The organism is Massilibacillus massiliensis, assembly GCF_900086705.1.
In the GTDB taxonomy this organism is placed as follows: Bacteria; Bacillota; Negativicutes; order FLKF01; family FLKF01; genus Massilibacillus; species Massilibacillus massiliensis.
Genome location: NZ_LT575483.1, coordinates 3,305,449 through 3,328,053, shown reverse-complemented (window position 1 = coordinate 3,328,053; position 22,605 = coordinate 3,305,449). Strand labels below are relative to the sequence as shown.

Here is a 22,605-nt window from a genome sequence, read left to right as displayed (position 1 = left end):
TCCGTTCGACTTGCATGTGTTAGGCACGCCGCCAGCGTTCGTCCTGAGCCAGGATCAAACTCTCCAATAAATTTATTATTAGAAAGCCTAAAAGGCTCAATTAATATCTTGTTTCTTTTTAAAAGAAATTGTTTTTGTTTTGTGTTTATCTTACGATAGACACCGCACATCTGGCATTTATTTCATCTACATTGTTTAGTTTTCAGAGAACACTTGCTGGCAATCTTCGTTGTCAGCTTATATATATTAACACATTTAAAAATCCGTGTCAATATATTTTTAAACTTCATCGTCGTACACTGCAGTAATCAATCACTGTCATTGGCGACTTATTTATATTAGCATAAATAAAATATTACTGTCAACACTTTTTATTTAAAATTCAACAAATTTTATTATTTTTTTACATTCTCCAATTCAATCGCCAGAGAAATAAAAGACTGCATTGCAGCTGTTATCCACTTATTTTTAAGATAGATAATTTGCCTGTTCATTTTTATATCACATTCTTCAACGTTTAAAATGACCAATTCTTTCTTTGCTAATTCTTCTGTGACCGTCATACGTGGTAATAGAGTAATTCCTAAGTTACTCTTTACAAAGCTTTTTATTGTTTCAATATTTCCGACCTCAAGCGCAATATGCGGCTGTAAATGATTCTTATAAAATCTATTTTCCAAAGCACACCGATAGCTACAACCTTTTTCAGTAAGAATGAGAGGTTCATTGGCAATGTCTTTCATCGTCAAACTAATTTTGTTACGAAATCGATGATTTGCTGCTGCTAAAATTACCATTGGTTCATTTATTGAAAGACTTGAAACAAATTCATCTTGTCTTATTTCTTGATCCAACATAAAAGCCACATCAACACTATTGTTTTTTAACATTTTTCTTAATTCAGCACAAAATCCTAATTTAATGACAATATCAACTTCTGGGTATTTGAGATGATAAATTTTTAATAATTCAGGAAGTTTTAAAGTACAAATTGATTCTACTACGCCTATTCTTAATGTTCCCTTGGGTGTGTTTTTTTCATCAAGCACATTTTTTGCCTTCTCACTCAGTAATAAAATCTTTTCCGCATATTCTAAGAATAGCTCTCCATGTGCTGTAAGTTCAACACACCGTCCACTTCGTTCAAATAACTTAGTTTCCAATTCTTCTTCTAATAATTTAATCTGTGTGGTAACTGTTGATTGTGCATAGCCTAAATATTCTGCTGTTTTTGAGAAACTCTTATATTGGGCTATTTTAACAAAGGTTTTCAAATTTTTTAGTTCCATATAACAAATGCTCACTTTACATTTATTCAATTCAATAAAATCGAACTTACACTTCAAATAATTCAATTTTATTGATTTTATTATTTATGCTAATATAAAGTCACAGTAAATTCAATGCATTAATTTATCAGTTTAATCAAACTAAGGATTACGTGATGTCAAAAACAAATTTAAATAAAGTTTTAACTTGGAAAGAAGGTTCCATGCTATCCATATCGGCTGTTATCGGTTGCGGCATATTGGTCTTACCATCTTTAAGCGCACAGCAAGCCGGTCCAGCTTCCTTGCTTATTTGGATAATTACATCTTTCCTTGCATTTCCTATCGTTCTTGTTTTAAGCAATTTAGCAGCAAACATACCAAAAGCAGGTGGTATTTGTTCATACGTAGAACAAGCATTTGGCAAGAAATCCGGAATCATTATAGGCTGGATACTTATGGGTTCTATTCCGATCGGACTTCCTTCCGTAGCACTGAGCGGTGCCTATTATTTAGGCTATGTATTTCCGTTGAGCTTTACGCAATTGGTTCTAGTTGCAGCATCTATGCTTTACTTTTCAATATTTTTAAATATTCATGGGATTGATCTTTCTTCAAAGGTTAGTTCTAGCGTTGTCATATTAATTATCACCGTTCTTTGCATTGTTATTGCAACTTCTTTACCTCATGTTAAGTTAGATTACTTCTTACCGTTTAATCCATATGGTACTTCATCTACCATGTCGCTTTTTCCTTTAATTTTTTTCGCTTTTGCTGGTTTTGAATTGATTTGCCCTTTAGCTGAGGAATTTAAAAATCCATCACACGACATCCCCATTAGCCTTTTTCTCTCAGCTTTATTTATTACTTTTCTTTATGTAGCAATTTCTTTCGTAACCATCGGCACAAATATATATCTTTCATCAGACTCTATTACATCATTAAGTTCACTTATTGCTTTATCTTTTGGTAAAACTGCGGGCTCTATCATTGCTCTTTTAAGCGTGTTCATCACCTTTTCTTCTATTCATGCCAATATTGCCGGTTTTTCGCGAATTATCTATCATGAAGCACGTGATGGTTCATTTCCAAAAACGCTATCTAGATTACATCCTAACTACAAGACACCAATGAACGCGCTCTTTGCCTTAGGAATTGCTTTCGCTTTCGTCTTACTTTATTTCGTCTTTTTTGCTCCAGATTTAAATCAATTATTAAAATTTCCTGGATCTGTATTTTTGCTTTCTTATGTAATTTCTATGGCGGCCGGAATAAAACTTTTAATGAAATGGTCTCCTGTATGGTGGTGTGCATGTTTAACCTTTTGTATCTGCTCCCTATTATTTTTCAGCAGTGGGGTCATCTGCCTTTTTCCATTTATATTAGGATGCTTTGCTTTCGCTTATTTAAAATTAAAATCATATATGAATCCAAAAGACAGCCAACATAGATAGCGAAAACGCTATTTTATGCTGGCTGCCTTTTGATTGCAAGCAGAAATTAGATTTAGTTTTTCTTCTCGCTTCAATTGTTTAATTTCATATTCACGACGCTGCGCCTCTATTTTATTCGTAAACGTTTCATAATAGACAAGTTTTACTGGTATGCGATTGCGTGTATACTTCGCGCCTTTTTTGTTGTTATGGGCTAGCACACGTTTTTCTAGATCTACTGTCCAGCCAGTATATAAAGTTCCATCTATACATTCCACGATATAAGTAAATGCGTTCACTATTTACCTTCTATAATTGTGATCTTTTGAATAACAACATCTGTAACAGGTTTATCGTTTGCACCGGTTGTTACTTTACCAATTTTTCTAACGATATCCATTCCATCAACGACTGCACCAAATACAGAATGTTTTCCGTCTAACCAAGGTGTTTGGCCTAGGGTGATAAAAAATTGAGATCCGCCGGTATTCGGACCAGCGTTGGCCATGGATAAAATACCAGCACGATCATGGCGTAAATCTGGATGAAATTCATCAGGTATCGTATAACCTGGTCCTCCAGATCCCTTGCCGTTTGGATCTCCGCCTTGTATCATAAATCCATCAATCACGCGATGAAAAATCAATCCGTTATAAAAACCTTTTTCTACTAATGTAATAAAGTTCTTTGTTGTAATTGGCGCTTTATCTTCAAATAATTCAATTTGAAATTGTCCTTGATTCGTATCAAATACGGCAATCCGATTTTTTTGATTCACGGGCGGTTTCGTCTCTTTTGCCATATCACTATATTTCATACCATTACTTAACCCTTGGCTTTTTTGTTCCTCTTGTTTCTGACTGCTATTGCCAAAACAACCAACCGTAACAAAAAGCATCATACTAACCAACAATAGTACAATTCCTTTTTTCTGCATATCAACACCCCTATTATTTATTAAATTTTCTTGTATCGCCGGATTTAACCGGGCACCAAGTAGGAATTGCCTTGCCCTCCGCAAAAAAATCAGCTTTTGGTTCCCAAACAACGCCATGTGCATGCATCGCAATTAGATTTTTTACATTCGTTACTTTGCAGAATTCACCTGCCCCAAGATCAGAAAATTCTTCCATTCTACTATCTACTGGGAAAAAAGCAATATCTGCTGACAAATCAAACATTTTTTTAAGTTGTTTCATAAAACCATTTTTCGCGAATTTTATATTTTCCTCTAGATCGCCTTTCCAGTGCCACCAATTAAAATCACCAGCATGGAAAATGCTCCAACCTGCAATCTCTACCAAAAACGAAATCCCTTCATCGGTTGAGCTATATGTTTTTATTTTTATTTCATCATGATGATAAGAATCATACGCTTTTAAATATACGCTTTTATCTGCGGGAATCTGTTTTGCCCCTTTTTCATTTTCAATATCAAAGCTCAAAAAGTATTGTTTTACTTGAGCCTCAAATTGACCAATTAATGGATTGAAATGATCAAAATGACGATGTGAACTAAAAAAATATACCGTATCACTTTCTTTAATAGCTTGTGGAATCGTATTTTCCGGATCAAGGTAATAATCAAAAACGAGTAAAGTTCTATTGATCTTTACTGCGAACCCACTATTTAATAAATAAGAAACTGCCGCTTCTTGCATTTTATCGCTCCCCTTTATACTTTATGTACAAAATTTGCAAAGACTTTTTTTATTGGTGTCTGATAAATTACATATGCGATCACGCTACCGCCAATCGTACTTACAAGGAATGGCATAACGAAGAAAAATGCACCTGCATTTGACGCCAATAAAAATTTTGCAATTGGATATGCAACCAATCCACCAATTATGCCAGTGCCAACGACCTCGCCAAGAATTGCTCCATAAATATGCCCCGTTTTCTTGTAAAGAACACCCGCTAAAATCGCCCCAATCATGCTGCCCGGAAAAGCTAAAACAGAGCCTGTTCCTAGAAGATTACGAAGCAAGGACACTCCAAATGCAGCACTAGCCGCATAACGAGTACCCAGTAAAACGGCTAATAGTACATTGATTGCATGCTGCACGGGAAAACATTTTGCAAAACCGACTGGGATATAAACTAAATGTGCTGATACTACACCAATTGCCATAAACATTGCTGCAATCGTCATCTTTTTTAAATTCAAAGTTATTCCCCCTGCTCTATTACTCTTGCGTAGCGTTTTATTATATCATCGTTTAAGTTAAATATGGCATCGAACAGTTTTCCCCTAAACGTTCCGATTCCTTCATCTTCCAGTAGTGATTCTACTGCAATTTCTCCGGCAATCCCCATGCTTAAAACGGCAGCGGCAGCCCCTACAAACGGATCTTCAACTGCACAGAAACTTGCCGTTAGTGCAGTAGTCATACATCCAGTCCCCGTAACACGGGTTAAAAAAGTATGTCCATTATGAATATGACAATGTCTATTTTTACTTGCAATAATATCAATTTTTCCTGTAACGGCTACAATCCCGTCAATTTCTCTTGCTAAAGCTTTTGCTGCTGCTTCGCCGCCTTCCATCTCAGCTACTGAGTCAACACCTTTCACATCAGTGTCTAAACCACATAATACCTTTAATTCTGATAAATTACAGCGAATAACATCTGGTTTTACTTCTTCAAGAATACGTTTTGCAGTTTTAGTTCGATATAACGTAGCGCCAACGCCTACCGGATCAAAAATAACAGGAATTTTACAAGTCTTTGCTTTTTTCCCTGCAAGAAGCATTGCTTCTACTGTTTGCGCTTGCAATGTACCAATATTGAGCACTAAGGCTTTCGCGTGGCTCACCATTTCCTCCACTTCGTTTACATCGTGTGCCATAACCGGAGATGCACCAATTGCCAAAGTAATATTTGCACAATCATTTACGCTCACATAATTTGTAATTTGATGAATTAACGGACTTTGCCGTCTTACTTTATGTAAGCTATTTATTATTTGTTGTATTAACATCGTCTTAACTCCTATTTCATCCCAATATTTGCGTAACACAAGATATCTGTAGTTTACCAAGTCTAAATTTACAGTATCCTGATCATGCGATTTACTGCATAACTGCATGACCATAGTTTTATTTGGCAGAAACTGTCCTGCAATCGTCCTATGCGTTTTGATTTAATCGACTATACGAGTACGTTGATAAGGATAATCCTTAAAATTCAACTTTGTCAAGATACTAGAGGGATACTACAAGGTGCATTGTAATATCCATCTTGAGAAGAAAAGCACCATTTCTATGCCTGCGCTTTCTTGTTACATCTTCATTTCGAATACGATCATGATTTCTTGCGTCTCTTATTACGTGCTGGAATCCTTGCTTTCCTTTTATTTTCTTTTATTGCACCTTGATCTTTTTTTCTTTTATATAAAACATAATATTTAAAAACAATCAATCCTGCAATGCTAATAAAAAGAATATCCATTACGGTTTGAAATGTATCTCCCATTGGCCATTGTCTAGTTCCTACATGCCAGGCTAAAAAAAGTATAAATGCTATATCATTAAATTTACTCATCAAATCTTCCTCACAAATTGCTTGTCTCGACAGCAACAGGTACTATTTTAAATGCATTACCATCCACTAATCCCAAATCAGTTAATTTTAATTCTGGAATCACTGGCAAACTTAAAAATGCCAGCGTTAAAAATGGATCATACGATTCAGAAACGCCCAATGAATAAGCCAGCGTTTTTAAATTCTCCACTTTTTCTGCGACTGTATGGACATCTTGATCAGACATCAGCCCGCCGATCGGCAAAGCAAGTGTATCTAAAACTTTCCCGTCACATACTACAGCAATCCCACCTTGAATTTCTTTTAATGCGTTTGCTGCCGTTAAAATATCTTCATCATTCGTACCAATGACAATCAGATTATGCGAATCATGCGCTACTGTCGATGCAATTGCACCGCGTTTTAAACCAAATCCATGCACCAAACCTACACCGATATTTCCTAAATTATTATGCCGTTCAAATACGGCTAATTTCAAAATATCTTCTGCAATATTTGTAACAAAAAAATTGTCTACCCGATCCACTTCTTTTTCTAATGCTTTTGTTACAATTTGATGCGGAACTAGCCCAATTACACGTGCTTTACTCGTTGGCGCCGGAATACGCAGTTTCGTCTTGTCAATTTCAGCTAAATGCATGGTTGCTTTCATCGCTTTATCCGCAATATCCTTACTCTCAAATAATGCCTTGCCATTTTTAGCCACAACAATACCATTCTTTAAAACAAGACTCGGTTTCCAATTTTCTAAATCATCGAAAACGAGTATATCCGCTTTGTAATTTGGTGCAATCGCTCCAATTTCCTCAAGATTGAAATAGCTTGCAGCATTAATTGTAGCCATTTGCAAAACCGTTGGCAAATCCACACCTGACCGTGCTGCTAAATGAACCATATGATTCACATGTCCTTCTGCAATTAAATCTGCCGGATGTCGATCATCCGCAGCAAACAAACAAAACTGCGAAGTATAGCGATTGATTGCCGGCAGTAAGTTTAATAAATTTTTCGCTGCCGACCCTTCACGAATCATTACATGCATTCCAGCACGCAAACGATCCATCGCCTGCTCGGCTGTTACACATTCATGATCGGATTTTATCCCAGCCGCTGCATACGCCATCAAATCACTGCCGCTTACCCCCGGTGCATGTCCGTCGATTTTTTTATGTTTCGCTAATTTTAGTTTTTCGATGACTTTTTCATCTTGAAAAATAACCCCCGGATAATTCATCATTTCACCCAAGCCCAAAACTCTTGGATGCTGCATATATTTTTCTAAATCATGCGCCAATAATTCTGCTCCCGAATTTTCCAAATTACTTGCCGGCACACAAGAAGGTAACATAACATAAACAGATAATGGTATATTCTCTGTCGCATCTAATATATATTCAATGCCTTTCATTCCCGCAACGTTGGCAATTTCATGCGGATCGGCAACAATCGTTGTAGTCCCTGTCGGTAAAATGGCCCGCGCAAATTCACTCGGGCTAAGCATAGAACTTTCAATATGTACATGCCCATCAATGAAGCCCGGTGTAAGATATTTTCCATCTAAGTCCAATTCCTCTACACCTTCATACTTACCGACCCCTGCGATATGACCGTCTACGATTGCTACATCACCTTTTAGAAATTCCCCTGTAAATACATTAAAAACTTGCGCATTTTTTAATACTAGCTCTGCTTTAACCGTCCCACGCGCTGTTTCAATCAATTTATTCATACTATGCATTGTAATCCACCTATCAATATAATCTTTCTTCTGCGCTTATCTTATTATATTATCAAATAACGTCCTAAAAGCAAAGTATTATCACATTCCTACAATATCGAATTTATTAAAGTTATTGAACGGTTACATAAAAACAACCTACTGATTAAGAGTCAGTAGGCTGTTTTTGCAAATTTTTTAATTTTAATTTTTCTTCGAGGGCAGTTCCCGGTAAAGTAAAACCTCGCCCCATGACTTCATTGGCATCTTGTATGATCATAAACGCCATTGGATCAATCGCGTTGGCAATCAATTTAATTTTTCCGAACTGCATCAAACTAGCTACAACAAAAATGACGTCTTTATGTTGATGCGTAAATGCACCTTCTGCTTTCAAAAAAGTAACCCCACGCCCAATTTCGCTGATAATGCCTTCAGCAATTGCTGCCGTTTGATTTGAAATGATAATCACTGTTTTTTTATTATTAAAACCAGCCGCAACTTTATCGGTAAGACTAGAGCTGACATACATGGAGATTAACGTAAGCATCGCCAGCTTGACCCCAAAAAGTGATGCAGCAATCAACATGATCAAGCAATTAAAAGCGAAAATAACAAATCCCATATTCAGTGAATAGTATTTTTTTACAATGGCTGCTACAATATCTAATCCGCCCGAACTGCCATTTGCACGAAAAATGATGCCATATCCAATTCCGGTAAACACACCACCATAAATCGCTGCCAGCATAGGATCATCCACGACATTATAATTGGATAAGAACTTCATTAGATCAATACATAAAGAAAATAAGACTGTACCAAAAACAACGTCAATTGTGTAAATCTTTCCTAACGTTTTATATGCAGCAAATAATAGAGGTAAATTCATGATTAACATTTGTACCCCGATTGGGAAAGCAAATAAGTAGTAAAAAATAATCGCAATACCGCTAACGCCACCGCTTAATAATTGATGTGGTACCAAGAATATATTAATTGAAGCACTACTGATAAGGCAGCCAATTAAAATTACACCGTACCGAACTATTTTTCCCTTCATACAAACACCTCTAATTTTTAGCTCATTCGTCAATTAGACTTGTTATTCTAAATTCTTCTAAATACCCTTGACTAACATCAAGGAACAGACGCTCGTTATCATTTGGGTCATTTTTATAGATATAATAGATGTGCCCGTTCATTCTTTGCTTCGTTGCAGAACCATATTCTTTTAGAATTTTATGTGAAGTAGCGCCAATTTTTACACCATGCTTCGTTGTATAGTCTTTATCTCGCACGCGGATATCTACGATTTGATTGCTGCCCTGATCCAGTCCAATTCGCAGTTCATTTCCTTTATAAAAATAGTAGGTAATTGCCCGATCATTGATTCTATGCTCGAAATCTGTACGTGGCTGTCCGAGTTTTTCAACCATAGTGTCATAATGATCGCCTAAGTTTATACCTTGATAAGAAAAATCCTCCGGGCTTGCAGCTAAGGCTGTCATTGTAAAAACAATCCATGTAAGGAACGTTAACCAGACTTTTTTTTGCACGCAACCGCCTCCTTTATTTTAGATTTAATTTTGCCAATGCATCTGCTAAAGCTGTATTGACTGGTTGTTGACTTGTTTTTTGCTGCGTTTTCATATATTTAGCTACATCGCTTTTAGAAATCTTAGTACTGTTTTCTTTATTTTTTCGTTTCTGAAAAGCAGTTAGTTTCTCGCGGTATCCACATGCACATAAAAACATCTTTCCTTCGCCTTCGCCGCGCATTTCTAATTTTTTATGACAATTCGGGCAACGCGCATTTGTCACCATACTAACACCTTTGCGATATCCGCATGTACGATCCTGACATATCAGCATTTTTCCTTTTTTACCGTTTACCTCTAATAAAAATTTACCGCACTCTGGGCATTTTGTTCTCGTTACATTATCATGATGAAATCGTTCTTGACTATTTTTTATATCACTAACAACAGCTTGTGCATAATTTTTAATATCATACATGAATCTATCTTTCGATAGCTTCCCATTTGATATGCTGCTTAACTTTTGTTCCCATTTGGCAGTAAGCGCAGGTTCTTTTAGATCTCGTGGCACAAGCTCCAGCAGCTGCCTGCCTTTTGCTGTTACAAAAATATCTTCGCCTTTTTTCTCAATTAAGAAACTAGCAAATAATTTTTCGATAATATCCGCTCGGGTTGCCACTGTGCCCAATCCGCCGGTTTCACCAATCGTCTGTTTCAAGTCTTTACGATCATCGCTCATATACTTCACAGGATTTTCCATCGCAGCTAATAGACCGGCTTCATTAAATGGTGCGGGAGGTTTTGTCATGCCTTGAGAAATGTTGAATTTTGTTATCTTCAAGCTATCACCTTTTTTTAATTCTGGCAATATTTGTTCAGCAATTGAATCTTTTGTATGTTCTTCTTCTACATTTCCTTGATAGACTTCTCTCCAGCCAAGTTGTTTAACCTGTTTCCCCTTTGCAATAAATCTTTCGTCCTTTATCGCCACTTTCACGGTTGTTTGATCATAAACATACGGCGGATATAAAACTGCAATAAATCTTTTGATTACCAAATCATAAATTTTACGCTCACGTTCCGTAAGGGCAGCCAAATTTACAAATTGTTCTGTTGGTATAATTGCATGATGGTCAGATACCTTACTGTCATCAACAAAATGCTTACTTACTTGGATTTGCTTGCTCGCTTGAAATGCAAATTTAGCATACGGACCAACGCCACAAGATTTCAATCGTTCCTTTAATGTCGGCACAATATCGTTTGAAAGGTATCTTGAATCAGTTCTTGGATACGTAAGTATCTTATGCATTTCATAGAGTTTTTGCATAATGGATAATGTTTCTTTCGCAGAAAAATGATACAGCTTATTTGCATCGCGTTGCAATTCGGTCAAATTATAAAGTTGCGGTGCATAAGATTTTTTCGTTGTCTTTTCTATATGAACGACTTCACCGACAGCGCCCTCTACTTTTTTGTATATCGCTTCTATTGCTGCCTTTTCGAAAGTACGCATATCACCGCTTTTTTTGTCTGCCCAAGTTAACGTAAGACGATTTGCTTGAGCCGATAATCCATAATACGCCTTCGGTACAAAATTCTTTATTTCCATTTCACGTTTTGCAATAATCGCTAGTGTAGGTGTCTGCACACGTCCGCAAGATAATTGCGCGTTGAATTTACAAGTCAATGCGCGTGTTGCATTAATTCCGACATACCAATCTGCCTCTGCCCTAGCTACCGCAGCTTGGTATAAATTTTCATATGCTTTGCCTTCCTTCAGTTTTGCAAAACCTTCTTTAATTGCTTTATCGGTTACTGAAGAAATCCATAAACGTTTGACTGGCTTTTTTATCATTGCTTTCGCAAGAATCCACCTTGCAACCAATTCACCTTCACGGCCTGCATCCGTTGCTATAATAATCTCGCTTACATCTTTGCGCTGCAATTGCTCTTTTACCGTTTTAAACTGTCGGCCTGTCTGTTTGATCACTACAAGATCTAAATGCTCCGGCATAATTGGCAATTCTTCAATTTTCCATGCTGTATTACTTGCCCCATAGCTTTCGGGATCCGCTAAGGTCACCAAATGACCAAGCGCCCAGGTCACAATATATCGATCACCCTCCAAATAGCCATTCCCATTTTTTCTCGCACCAAGTACTCTTGCCAAATCACGACCCACAGAAGGTTTTTCTGCTAAAACTACGACTTTACTCATCTTATGATTTACCTCACAAATATTCTTTTATTCTATTTTACTACCACTCTGATAACGGCCTTTGTTTTCGTTACCGGCCTTTTCCGAAGAAAATACGTTCCGCAGGATGAAAAAATACCGACTTGCGTTAAGAAATCTGTTTGTTTGAACGAAGTGAGTTTACAGATTTTAGTAAGTCGGTATTTTTTCAAGTATTTTCGAGGCTTTAGGCCTAGCCTTTTCGTTCTTTTGGGCAATGCCAAAAGGACATCTATGCGTTTATTGATCTATTAAAAATTTTATAAACCAACCTTAGTAGAGCAAGCTCACAAACAATCAACAAAATTTCACCACATTTATTATACTACATTTTTCAACACCCAAAACACAAACATACCGGTCACAATACTCTTGCCGAGCGATTTTGTTTTGATGGAAACCGCCAGAACAATGAGCGACGTAATCAGATTGATATTGCCTAAACTTAGATTGATCCGATTGCCATCAATAAAAATTTCCGAAAATACCAACGCACCAAATACCGAAGTCGGCACATACTTCAACCAGCGTTCGACGAACGGGGATAGCGTTGTCTTAGCAAGCAAAAAAGGTGGTACAACCCTGGGAATATAAGAAACTATAAACATCCCCAAAATGCAATACAGCATTTCAAGATTTGTCATCTTTCCTGCCTCCTTCAATCATACAACCAAGCGTAGCCGCAATCACGGTGGCTACAACAATATGTAATTTATAGGTTAAAAATCCCGATAATCCAATTGCAAGCAAGCCGGAAAATAAACCGATGATAATTTTTAATTTATACTCAAAATGAAATGTCCACAAACCAATAAACATCGCGGTTAATGTATAACTGATCACTGCCATATCAATCGGAAGTACATTGCCTGCGAGATTCCCCAGCATCGTACTAAAAACCCAGCATCCATGTGCTAAAATATTCAAAGCTAACGCACGATTTGCATTCCACTGACCTGTATTAAATGCACTTAAATTGACAGCAAAGGTTTCATCTACAATTCCTTGTGAAAAAAAGCTTAGATACCTTTTTGACTGTCCCATTACATAGGTTGATAAAGTGGAGCTATATAAGGTATGTCTTAAGTTGACAATAAAAGTCGTTAATACAATGGAAGCAATCGATGCGCCACCGCCAATCATAGCCAGTGCGATAAACTGACCACTGCCAGCAAAAACAAGCACTGACATCATCGCGGTTTCCCAAACACTCACGCCCACTTTTTGTGCAAGCACTCCACAAGCAAAGCCAAGTGGAAGATACCCTACGCAAATTGGCCAAACGGCTTTCAGAACTGCTTTACTATATAAATCACGTAAAATATTAACACCTTCCAAAGTTAAGCTATCTAAACATTTATCTTAATTAATTCACTGCTTTTTGTATACTTTCTGTTCATTATATCTGTTTAACACCAGTTTTTCAATATCAGCCCTAAGGAATGAGAATAAATTTGTACCTTTTTATAAAAAAATGTTACAATTTATCTATAATTAAATTTGGAGGACAATCATGCGCAAAAAAAGTATTTTTTTATTTTTGTGTTTTATGTTTTATTTTGTAATACCGAATACAGTCCACGCTGGGCCTGCACCTAATTTAATGAAGATGACGATTTTGCATCTTTCCTCTGACGGCTCACCAGCATTAAAATTTCCGCCCACTGTCTATCCATATTCCATGAACGATACCACATTTTCCGGTTCAACCTTATTTGTAACAGTTCAATATAACGGATATCCACGGCGCAATTCAATCTTAATTTATAACAATGATACTTTACTTAGCACCAAGGATTATACAATAACAACAGATCAAATTATCTCACGCGAAAGAATCGTAACTGGATATATTGATACAATTGCAATTCCATTTGATAAACTTGGTAAAGGCTCAGGGAATGTCGGTTCTATTATAGTTAAGGCTTCGGGAATTAATGGCGGCAATCATACCTGCTTTGTATCCAATGTCGTATTAAAATAACTAAAAAATGCACCTTTCAATATTTAGAACCATCTAATATTGAAAGGTGCATTCGTTATTTATCTATAACCTTACTCAGCAAAATTTCCATTTTTAAATACGACAACTTCTTTGCCTTCATGTGTTATGCCAATTATGTCAAGGTCGGCTGTACCGATCATGAAATCTTCATGAATCAAAGAATCATTTACACCGGCTTTTTCTAATTCTTCCGGTGACATTGTATCTCCATTTTTAATGCAAACCGGATATGCTTTTCCTAATGCTAGATGACAAGATGCATTTTCGTCAAACAAAGTGTTATAAAATAAAAAGTTTAGATTAGAAATTGGCGAATCATGAGGCACTAATGCTACTTCTCCTAAATAACTAGAGCTATCGTCCGCTTCCAAAAGCTTTTGTAATATCGCTTCTCCTTTTTCCGCCGAGTACTGCACAACTTTTCCGTCTTTAAAAGTCAGTTTGAAATTTTCGATCAAATTCCCATGATAATTAAGTGGCTTTGAACTTACGACAGTACCATTCACGCCATCACGTTTCGGCATACTAAAAACTTCTTCTGTCGGCATGTTGGCAATAAATTCTCTGCCTTCCGGCGTATACTCAGCCCCACTAAGCCAAATATGTCCTTCCGGCAATTCAATCGTCAAATCAGTTCCCAGTGCATTCCTATATTTTAGATATTTGAAGTTATATGCATTCATCTTATCTTTGCTTTCTTTAAGTGCGGCTTGATGTTTTATCCAAGCTTCGACTGGATCACCATCATCAATACGAACCGTCTGCAATATCGCCTGCCAGAGCTTATCTACTGCAACTTCGACGCTGTCATTTGGGAAAACCTTTTGCGCCCATGCTTTTGTCGGAATAGAGACGACGCACCAAGTATTTCGGTTACTCATCATCCGTTCACGATATTCCTTTAACGCATTTCCACTTGATTTTTGCATACGAGCAATACGTTCCGGATCTACATCTTTTAAGATCTCAGGATCTGATGCGGCAATTGAAACGAATGCTGCACCTTGCTTTGCATAACCAAGATAAAATTCTTTCCGCCATGCAGGAAATTCATCAAATACTTCATCCGGTGCCTTTTCAAAACGTATTTTGTTTAATATTTCATCATTCCAATTTACAACGACATCTTTTGCCCCTGCAGCGTATGCAGCATTTGCTACACGGCGTGCAAAATCAGCACATTCAATTGGGGAATTTATCACAAGGATTTGATTTTTTTCAATATTAACGCCTGTTTTAACAATCAACCGTGCATACTTTTCTAATTTTTCATCCACTAAAACTTCCTCCTACACTTCAACTTTTATGATACTATACCACAAATCACACTAAATGATACTTTGCTTGCATTTATTCTATACTTTGCCAAAAAGTTTTGCAACCACACAATATTTATCTTTCTCTTAAATCTTAGCTAGAATATTTCATAATCGATCGATAAAATATTCAAAAAGATAATATCTAAATTTTATTCATGTCGAACGATCAGGACTATTGATAATTACATACTTTAGCTTAAATATCTTTCAGAGTTTTTTAGTACGAATACATTTAAAAAGCTGATAACATCCATCAATAATTAACATCATAATAATAACCATTGGTGTAAAAACCATATCCATTGATAATATTTCTCCAAATTTTTGATCATACTTTTCTGCAAAATCAGATAATATCCCCATAATTCCTATAGAAACAATTCCAAAAAGCCAATAACGTTTTGGCAACAATTATATCCTCTCCTTAAACTTATAAAAAATGTTTCTTTCCCTTACCCCTATGAACTATTCCTATAAGTTTGATGTTTGACTTTCTATATAAATTAGTATACTATAATGGAAAAAGATAGTCGATATTGTTGTGTCGGCTCTCCTAATCAACAGCTAGTTTGAAGAAGGCCGCACTACAATGTGTGGTTTTTTCGTTTTTAAGTACGATTACTCATTACGAAATGAAAGAATGGCAGCGACTTTTCAACTCATTCCTAATTATAATATAGTACCTTACTATCTATAAAACTTATGAATAAAGGACTGATTACGATGACAGATTTGTATAAATTGGCGCAAAAGCATCATTCTTTTGCTGTAAAATTACGCCGTTATTTTCACATGCATCCTGAAATCAGCGCACATGAATATAACACGCAAAAAAAAATTATAGAAGAATTAACTAAGCTGGGATTAACGCCAGAAGTTAAAGCCAATACCGGTGTAATTGCCGAATTAAAAGGTGCATTTCCCGGTAAAACGATAGCAATTCGTGCTGATATCGATGCTTTGCCAATTGTAGACACATGCAACACGGAATATCAGTCACAAAACCACGGTGCCTGCCATGCTTGTGGGCATGATGGACATATGGCAATTCTGTTTGGTACGATAAAAATGCTTGTTGATCTACAAGCAGAGTTAGCGGGTACATATCGTTTTATTTTCCAACCAAATGAGGAAGAATTCCCAAGCGGTGCAAAAGCCATGATTCAAGCAGATGCTTTAAAGAATGTAGATGCAATCATTGGCGCACATATTTGGCAGCCTATTCCCCTCGGTACGATTGGCATTTCCTATGGCAATCTAATGGCAGCACCAGACAAGTTTAAAATTACAATCAAAGGAAAGGGCGGTCATGGCTCTATGCCGCATCAGACCGTAGATCCAATTTTAATCACCGCCCAAATCGTAACCGCGCTCAATACAATTGTCAGTCGAACGATCGATCCGCTTGATTTAGCAGTTGTCTCTGTCGGTGCGATTCACGCCGGCAACGTATTTAATATCATCCCTGAAACGGCTACAATTGAAGGAACAGTTCGCACATTTCGTCCAGAAGTTCGTAAGATTGTCTTTAGCCGTATTGAAGAAATTACGCAAGGCATATGCCTTGCGAATCAAGCTTCTTATGATTTAGAAACTTTGCTGGGGCATCCTGCTGTTGTCAATCATGAACCGTATGCAAAAATGATCGAATCCTCCGTCGCCGCCTGCGGCAACGATTTAAAAGCTGAAATCATTCCTCCAGTCATGTGCGGAGAAGACTTTTCCTATTATCTGCAAGAAGTTCCCGGTGCTTTCTTCTTTATCGGAACTGGTACAGATAAGATGCAGTACCCACATCATCATTCGAAATTTGATATGGATGAAAGTTGCCTGCTGCATGGGATGGAAGTAATGGCAAGAAGTGCACTTACTTTAGCTGCCCATTAAGACAGCCGCCATCCGCCGGTTCCGTCTAAAACTAATTTACAATTATGATAATCTGCAATGCTTTTCCGATGTCCGACACTTACGATTACAGTGTTGGGCATTTTTTTTATGACTAAACTATACATTAACGCTTGATTATCATCATCTAATGCCGAAGTGGCTTCATCTAAAAATATCCATTGTGGTTGTGCAAGTAAAATTCGAACAAAAGCCACACGTTGTTGTTCTCCCAGCGAAAGAAATTTGCCCCAATCTCCCACTTCCTCTAAACGTGGGGCGAGATAACTAATCTTACATAAAGTCAGCGTCTCTATGAGTACCTGATCACTTATTTTACATTTTTGATACGGATAAATCAGGGCTTTTCTCAAGGTATCAATTGGCATATAAGGCTTTTGTGGTACAAATAAGCTCTGTTGTGCCTGCGGTGCAATTACACTTCCTTTTGCATAAATCCATAGTCCAGCTAAGGTACGAAGCAGTGTGCTTTTTCCACAACCTGACGGCCCTGTAATCAATAATCGATTGCCTTCTTGCAATTTGAAAGTTAAATCCTTGATCAACAATTGCCCATCTGGTTTAAATACATCCACTTGCTTCACTTCTAAAAAACGACTTGTATCCCGATTATACCCCGATTGTAAAACATTTTCCCGACCTTGTTGTTCGGCATATTTCATACAAACGATAAAGTTATTCAACCGATTTACTACAGCGCGCCATTGCGCAACACGCGTGAAACTATCAATAATAAAGGACATACCCGATTGTACATGATTGAAAGCATCGATAATTTGAAACATATGTCCCAGCGTGATCTTGCCGCTAAAATAACGCGGTGAAGCAACAAAAATTGCAAATATAACTGCCGCATGTGCGTATCCAGTTGTTAGCCAAACCAACCGTTTACGGATTTGGATAATTTCTCTGAAATTATAAACTAAGTGCTGGAAATGCTTCAAACAATTTCCTCGTTCAGCACTCTCACCACCATATAAAGCAATACTTTCGGCGTATTCACGCACGCGTACCAGACTAAAACGAAAGTCTGCTTCATATTTTTGCTGATCATAATCTAATTTGATCAGCGGAGCCCCAATTTTTACAGTTAAAAGGGTACCGGCCAAGGCATAGATCAAAGCTGCCCAAACTAAATAACCATAGATTGAAAACTCGGCTGTACCAATGGAAATCGTAATCACTTCTGATATATTCCATAAGATTACGATAAAAGAGCATACAGTCAAAGCATCCTGCATGCATTCTAAAGATAATCGCAATGTCAAAGCAACAAACAAATCAACGTCTTCACTGATTCTTTGATCAGGATTATCCGCATCATTTCCATCATAAAGCTGCAATCGGTAATAGATCTTATTTTTCAACCAATAAGATAAATACTTATCAGTAAGCCATTGCCGCCAATTTATATGCAGCAACAGGCGAAAATAAGTTTGACAGCCCTTGACTGCAACTAAAATGATAGCGAGGAGCGCATAAAATCCAATGGCTTCAATAAAACCGCCTTGGTTGTGCGATTGAATAATATTGTAAAAAGTCGCCTGCCATAAATTAATTTGCACTGTGATATACACCAATAAAAGGTTAAAAAGCACAACCAGCAATAAGAGTCCCCATGCCGTCCACTTTTGATTAGAAAATAAATAATCACGCCCTAATCGCCAAGCACTTCGTAATACTACACCCCGTCGCAAAAGTATCACCTCTATATGTTATATTTGTCTTTGCTTCGGGACATGACAAAATTATTTTTCCGAAAAGAAGGATTTAAAGATCTCTATCCATAATTTAATCACGAAATAGCAGAGTAAATATTTGTGCGTTAAGTGTCAGATGGACGGGGAGTTGTCACTGAACGAAAAATTACTTTCGTAATTTGCGGTACAAATATTGCATCCCGCTGTTACATAAAAGAGGACTCCTCAATATGTAGCAACACAATTTATCCTGTAGCTAGATCATTCACTCCCAGCTTTTTCAGTGAACTGTAATATCAGGATAAGATGAACTATGCTTCAGAGGAGTTTAACCTCCATCTGAGTAAAAATTATATTCTCTGGAGGTGTCCTCATTTATGTCATTGCGTATCAAAACAATTGTTTTTTCCGCCATCTTTATTTCCTTAACGATCATATTTACCCATATCCTTGCGATTCAAACCCCTTTTGTTCGCGTAAGTTTTGCCTTCCTGCCAATTGCATTATTTTCAGCAATGTTTGGTCCAACCAAAGGGGGCTTTATGGCTGCAATTGCTGATTTATTGGGTTGTTTCATATTCTTCCCTGGACTCTATTTCCCGGGTTTCACCTTCAGTGCCTTTATGACAGGCATGCTATACGGGTATTTTTTTCATCAGAAAAAAATTACGTTGAAAAAGGTAATTTTAGTCCATCTTCTTTTATTTCTAACAATTGATTTATTTCTAAATACCATTTGGCTGTGTATCTTATACAAAAAAGCTGCCTACGCATTTTTTATGAGCAGATTCATCAAGGGCTCTATTTTGTTACCTATTCAAATCAGCACATTCTATACACTTTACAAGGCATTACAGCCTTATAAGTTCTCCCAGCAGATGCATCTCAAATAAATCCTTCCACTTATAAACTAGGGACAGATTAGGTTAGCCGATCTGTCCCTAGTTTGCGCCTACGTTGAAAAAAGGCTGTCAGTAAATGAAGAAGTTCATTTTACTGACAGCCTTTTTTATCTATAGTGTATTTATGGACAACAATATTATTTTAATAGATCACTGCCAGCGATACCTGGTTGTGTCATTTCTGCTGGTGAAAGGATGTGATCCATTGCTTCTTTTGTAAGCAAACCTTTTGCAAGGATAATTTCGCGGATTGGTTTACCTGTTGCATAAGCTTCTTTTGCAAGCATAGAAGAGTTTTCGTAACCGATATGTGGTAAAAGTGCAGTTACGATACCAACACTACGATCTAACCAATATGCACATTGTTCTTCATTTGCTTGTAATTTAATCATCAAGTTATCAACAAAGTTGTTTACTACATTTGTTAAATAACGCATGGAGTTGAATAAGTTAAATGCAATTACAGGTTCCATTACGTTTAATTCAAATTGACCGTTTTCTACACCCAAGCTGATCGTTACATCATTACCGATAACTTGATAGCAAGTTTGGTTAAGAACTTCAGCCATAACTGGATTTACTTTACCTGGCATAATGGATGAACCTGGTTGACGAGGTGGTAATTTCAATTCGTTAAGACCACAACGAGGACCGGATGCCATTAAGCGGAAATCATTTGCCATTTTGATCAATACTAAAGCAGTTACTTTTAATCCAGAAGAAACATCAGCAAAACCATCTGTATTGTTTGTAGCATCAATTAAATTATCTGCTGTATGGAATTCTTCTCCTGTAATTTTAGATAATTGTTTTGCAACTTCTTTAATGTATTCAGGTTCTGCATTTAAGCCAGTACCAACTGCAGTTGCACCCATATTAATTGTATGAACACCTTCTACCGCAAATTCGATACGTTTGATACCACGACGAATGGAAGAAGCATAGGAAGCCATTTCTTGACCTAATGTAATAGGCACTGCATCTTGTAAATGTGTACGACCCATTTTTAAGATATCTTTATATTCTACAGCCTTTTTATCTAATTCATCTACTAAACGATTTAATGCCGCGATTAACGGTTTACTTTTATGAATGATACATACTTTTATTCCTGTAGGGAAAGAATCATTTGTAGATTGCGCCATATTTGCATGGTTATTTGGAGAAATAATATCATAACTTCCTTTGGCTTCTCCAATAAGTTCTAACGCTCTGTTTACAAGAACTTCATTTGTATTCATATTAACAGAAGTTCCTGCACCGCCTTGGATTGGATCTACTGGGAATTGATCATGAAGTTTACCTGCGATCACTTCGTCAGCAGCTTTTACCAACGCTTCACCAACTTTTTTGTCTAAACGGCCAGTTTTCATATTTGCAAGTGCTGCAGCTTTTTTTACAGTAGCCATTGCAATGATGAAATCTTTGTCTAGTTTCTCACCAGTAACGCTGAAGTTTTCCATTGCTCTTAAAGTTTGCACACCATAATATGCTTCATCTGGAACTTCTAATTCACCTAAAAAATCATGTTCTAATCTCATTTTCGTTTCCCCCTAAAATAATTTCTATCATTTTCGTTTTTCGAAGATTTAGAATTTTATCGACTATTTATATTGCTTATGGTTTCATTACCTTATGTCCATATTGTATCATGTATACAATATACATTTCAAGTACAATTTTATTTTTTTTTCTACAAAATCATACTATTTTTTTATTGTATGATTAAAACTTCTTTTAATATTTTATCAACAATCTACCTTTTTATAATAAATAAAGGTATAATAATGGTTATACTTAAATTTTACGCGTTCATCATTTTCTCATTTGGAGGTTACTATGTGGTCAAAATATCAGACTTCTATTCTTATAAGTACTAGTTTTACTGTTTTATTTTCAATGTTTTGGTTCGTTCAGCCACTTGCAATGGTTCTTTTGCTTTCTTTGTTTCTCACAATCTTACTAAATTCAATCGTCAATTATCTAGTAAAGAAGAAAATTCCTCGCGGCATCGCGTCAATTATTACCTTAGGATCTTTCCTTGCACTTGTCTTATGGCTGCTTGTTGCACTTTCCAAGACATTCATTCCGACATTTTCAAATTTTATTGCCGATATTCCTAGTATTGCTGAAAGCTTGAAAAACATTCCATTGCTGCATTTCTCTACTGCATTTACAGAGCAAATCAATGATGCTTTCAAAGGCCTTGCAAACTTAAGTGTTGCAACCCTTCGTTCTTCACTTGAACTTATCATCAATCTTTTCAGTAAAGCGATGGACATGATTATGATGATTTTCATTACCTTTTATTTCTTAAAAGATGGTAAGGAAATCAAAGAATATCTCGTTAATTTATTTCCCCAAAAAGATAAGGTAAGAATCCATAAACTGTTTGATCATATTATTGGGGCTTTAATTAGCTATATTCGCGGTCAACTAGCAATCTGTATCATCACCGGAATTTTAGTATTCATTTATTTTACAGTATGCGGACTACCTTATGCCTCCGTATTTGCAGTATTGTCAGCAACGGGTGAACTCATTCCGGTCCTAGGACCGACGGTTGCTTCTCTTGCAGGTGCTTTATTTGCAACTACACAATTTACAACACTTGGCATACAAACCCTTTGCTTCTATGTAATCTTAACGCAGACCAATCACAATATCGTCTATCCTTATCTCATTGGCAAATCATTAAAATTACATCCAATTGCAATTATGCTCGGCATATTATTGGGAGGACAAATTTTAGGTATACTCGGTATGTTCCTCGCCGTCCCTTGTATGGTGACCATAAAGTTAGTACTAGAAGATCTCTTTCATAATCACTCTGCAACTACATAAACCGAGTTTATCCTACAATAAACTACAAAACAAAAAAGAAGGCTGTGAAATCATGGAAACATCCATAATTTCATGGCCTTCTTTGGCTTCATTACAATTTATAATATTTATTCTAAATAAACTGCTTGTATATGCTTTGTGTATGAGTATACCATTGTTAATTTTGAAATACAAGCTTATTTTA

The 22,605-nt window shown here is 36.6% G+C and carries 22 protein-coding genes and 1 riboswitch; of the genes, 5 read left to right on the top strand and 17 right to left on the bottom strand.

Translation table 11 applies throughout. From position 1 onward, the window contains the following. Positions 1-395: 395 nt before the first annotated feature. Positions 396-1,289: a LysR family transcriptional regulator gene (locus BN6559_RS15845; protein WP_110955638.1), complete on the bottom strand. Its 894-nt coding sequence runs from the start codon at positions 1,287-1,289 to the stop codon at positions 396-398. A gap of 155 nt (positions 1,290-1,444) precedes the next feature. Here BN6559_RS15845 and BN6559_RS15840 point away from each other — a divergent pair, with 155 nt between their 5' ends. Beyond that, a complete protein-coding gene (locus tag BN6559_RS15840; protein WP_110955637.1) occupies positions 1,445-2,722 on the top strand; it encodes an APC family permease in 1,278 nt (425 codons plus the stop codon). Positions 2,723-2,730: 8 nt separating this feature from the next. Here BN6559_RS15840 and BN6559_RS15835 read toward each other — a convergent pair whose 3' ends face one another. From BN6559_RS15835 to BN6559_RS15780, 12 genes are all read right to left on the bottom strand, one after another. Further along, positions 2,731-3,000 (bottom strand): GIY-YIG nuclease family protein, encoded by a 270-nt coding sequence (locus BN6559_RS15835; RefSeq protein ID WP_110955636.1) that lies wholly within the window; start codon positions 2,998-3,000, stop codon positions 2,731-2,733. Then, on the bottom strand, positions 3,000-3,518 hold the full coding sequence (locus tag BN6559_RS15830) for a peptidylprolyl isomerase (protein WP_324609432.1): 519 nt from the start codon (positions 3,516-3,518) through the stop codon (positions 3,000-3,002). The genes BN6559_RS15835 and BN6559_RS15830 overlap by 1 nt, the downstream gene beginning before the upstream one ends. A gap of 133 nt (positions 3,519-3,651) precedes the next feature. Beyond that, a complete protein-coding gene (locus BN6559_RS15825) occupies positions 3,652-4,362 on the bottom strand; it encodes an MBL fold metallo-hydrolase (RefSeq protein WP_110955634.1) in 711 nt (236 codons plus the stop codon). Positions 4,363-4,376: 14 nt separating this feature from the next. Beyond that, the gene (gene thiW / locus BN6559_RS15820) at positions 4,377-4,871 is read right to left on the bottom strand and encodes an energy coupling factor transporter S component ThiW (RefSeq protein WP_110955633.1); all 495 of its coding nucleotides are present in this window, start codon (positions 4,869-4,871) and stop codon (positions 4,377-4,379) included. Between the two features lie 2 nt (positions 4,872-4,873). Continuing rightward, entirely contained in the window at positions 4,874-5,686 is an 813-nt protein-coding gene (gene thiM / locus BN6559_RS15815) for a hydroxyethylthiazole kinase (protein WP_110955632.1), read from the bottom strand. A 323-nt stretch (positions 5,687-6,009) separates the two neighbouring features. Continuing rightward, positions 6,010-6,249, bottom strand: a complete 240-nt coding sequence (locus BN6559_RS15810) for a hypothetical protein (RefSeq protein WP_110955631.1) — start codon at positions 6,247-6,249, stop codon at positions 6,010-6,012. A gap of 10 nt (positions 6,250-6,259) precedes the next feature. Continuing rightward, on the bottom strand, positions 6,260-7,987 hold the full coding sequence (gene ade / locus BN6559_RS15805; protein WP_110955630.1) for an adenine deaminase: 1,728 nt from the start codon (positions 7,985-7,987) through the stop codon (positions 6,260-6,262). A 145-nt stretch (positions 7,988-8,132) separates the two neighbouring features. Further along, entirely contained in the window at positions 8,133-9,029 is an 897-nt protein-coding gene (locus tag BN6559_RS15800; protein ID WP_110955629.1) for a YitT family protein, read from the bottom strand. Positions 9,030-9,051: 22 nt separating this feature from the next. Next, positions 9,052-9,525 carry a hypothetical protein gene (locus BN6559_RS15795; RefSeq protein WP_110955628.1) on the bottom strand — a complete coding sequence of 158 codons (474 nt, stop codon included), beginning with the start codon at positions 9,523-9,525 and terminating at the stop codon, positions 9,052-9,054. A 13-nt stretch (positions 9,526-9,538) separates the two neighbouring features. Next, positions 9,539-11,728, bottom strand: a complete 2,190-nt coding sequence (locus BN6559_RS15790; protein ID WP_110955627.1) for a DNA topoisomerase III — start codon at positions 11,726-11,728, stop codon at positions 9,539-9,541. Between the two features lie 338 nt (positions 11,729-12,066). After that, a complete protein-coding gene (locus tag BN6559_RS15785; RefSeq protein WP_110955626.1) occupies positions 12,067-12,390 on the bottom strand; it encodes an AzlD domain-containing protein in 324 nt (107 codons plus the stop codon). Continuing rightward, positions 12,377-13,084 (bottom strand): AzlC family ABC transporter permease, encoded by a 708-nt coding sequence (locus BN6559_RS15780; RefSeq protein ID WP_110955625.1) that lies wholly within the window; start codon positions 13,082-13,084, stop codon positions 12,377-12,379. The genes BN6559_RS15785 and BN6559_RS15780 overlap by 14 nt, the downstream gene beginning before the upstream one ends. Positions 13,085-13,259: 175 nt before the next feature. On the opposite strand from BN6559_RS15780, the gene BN6559_RS15775 reads away from it, so the two are divergent. Beyond that, positions 13,260-13,730, top strand: a complete 471-nt coding sequence (locus BN6559_RS15775) for a hypothetical protein (protein WP_110955624.1) — start codon at positions 13,260-13,262, stop codon at positions 13,728-13,730. Positions 13,731-13,801: 71 nt separating this feature from the next. Here the strand turns inward: BN6559_RS15775 and BN6559_RS15770 are convergent, their stop codons facing one another. Together BN6559_RS15770 and BN6559_RS15765 are read right to left on the bottom strand one after the other, a co-directional pair. Then, positions 13,802-15,028, bottom strand: a complete 1,227-nt coding sequence (locus tag BN6559_RS15770; protein ID WP_110955623.1) for an aminopeptidase — start codon at positions 15,026-15,028, stop codon at positions 13,802-13,804. 249 nt (positions 15,029-15,277) lie between these two features. Then, positions 15,278-15,481 (bottom strand): hypothetical protein, encoded by a 204-nt coding sequence (locus BN6559_RS15765; protein ID WP_110955622.1) that lies wholly within the window; start codon positions 15,479-15,481, stop codon positions 15,278-15,280. A 312-nt stretch (positions 15,482-15,793) separates the two neighbouring features. On the opposite strand from BN6559_RS15765, the gene BN6559_RS15760 reads away from it, so the two are divergent. Beyond that, complete coding sequence (locus tag BN6559_RS15760; RefSeq protein ID WP_199884069.1) at positions 15,794-16,957, top strand: M20 metallopeptidase family protein; 1,164 nt, start codon at positions 15,794-15,796, stop codon at positions 16,955-16,957. Here BN6559_RS15760 and BN6559_RS15755 read toward each other — a convergent pair. Continuing rightward, on the bottom strand, positions 16,954-18,672 hold the full coding sequence (locus BN6559_RS15755) for an ABC transporter ATP-binding protein/permease (RefSeq protein WP_110955620.1): 1,719 nt from the start codon (positions 18,670-18,672) through the stop codon (positions 16,954-16,956). The genes BN6559_RS15760 and BN6559_RS15755 overlap by 4 nt on opposite strands. A 107-nt stretch (positions 18,673-18,779) precedes the next feature. Next, positions 18,780-18,883, top strand: a riboswitch (THF riboswitch). A 169-nt stretch (positions 18,884-19,052) separates the two neighbouring features. Between BN6559_RS15755 and BN6559_RS15750 the strand changes: the two genes are divergently transcribed. Further along, entirely contained in the window at positions 19,053-19,568 is a 516-nt protein-coding gene (locus tag BN6559_RS15750; protein WP_110955619.1) for a folate family ECF transporter S component, read from the top strand. A 146-nt stretch (positions 19,569-19,714) separates the two neighbouring features. Here BN6559_RS15750 and BN6559_RS15745 read toward each other — a convergent pair whose 3' ends face one another. Then, a complete protein-coding gene (locus tag BN6559_RS15745; RefSeq protein ID WP_110955618.1) occupies positions 19,715-21,118 on the bottom strand; it encodes an aspartate ammonia-lyase in 1,404 nt (467 codons plus the stop codon). A 298-nt stretch (positions 21,119-21,416) separates the two neighbouring features. On the opposite strand from BN6559_RS15745, the gene BN6559_RS15740 reads away from it, so the two are divergent. Further along, positions 21,417-22,421, top strand: coding sequence for an AI-2E family transporter (locus BN6559_RS15740; protein ID WP_110955617.1), 1,005 nt, complete (start codon positions 21,417-21,419; stop codon positions 22,419-22,421). Positions 22,422-22,605: the final 184 nt, after the last annotated feature.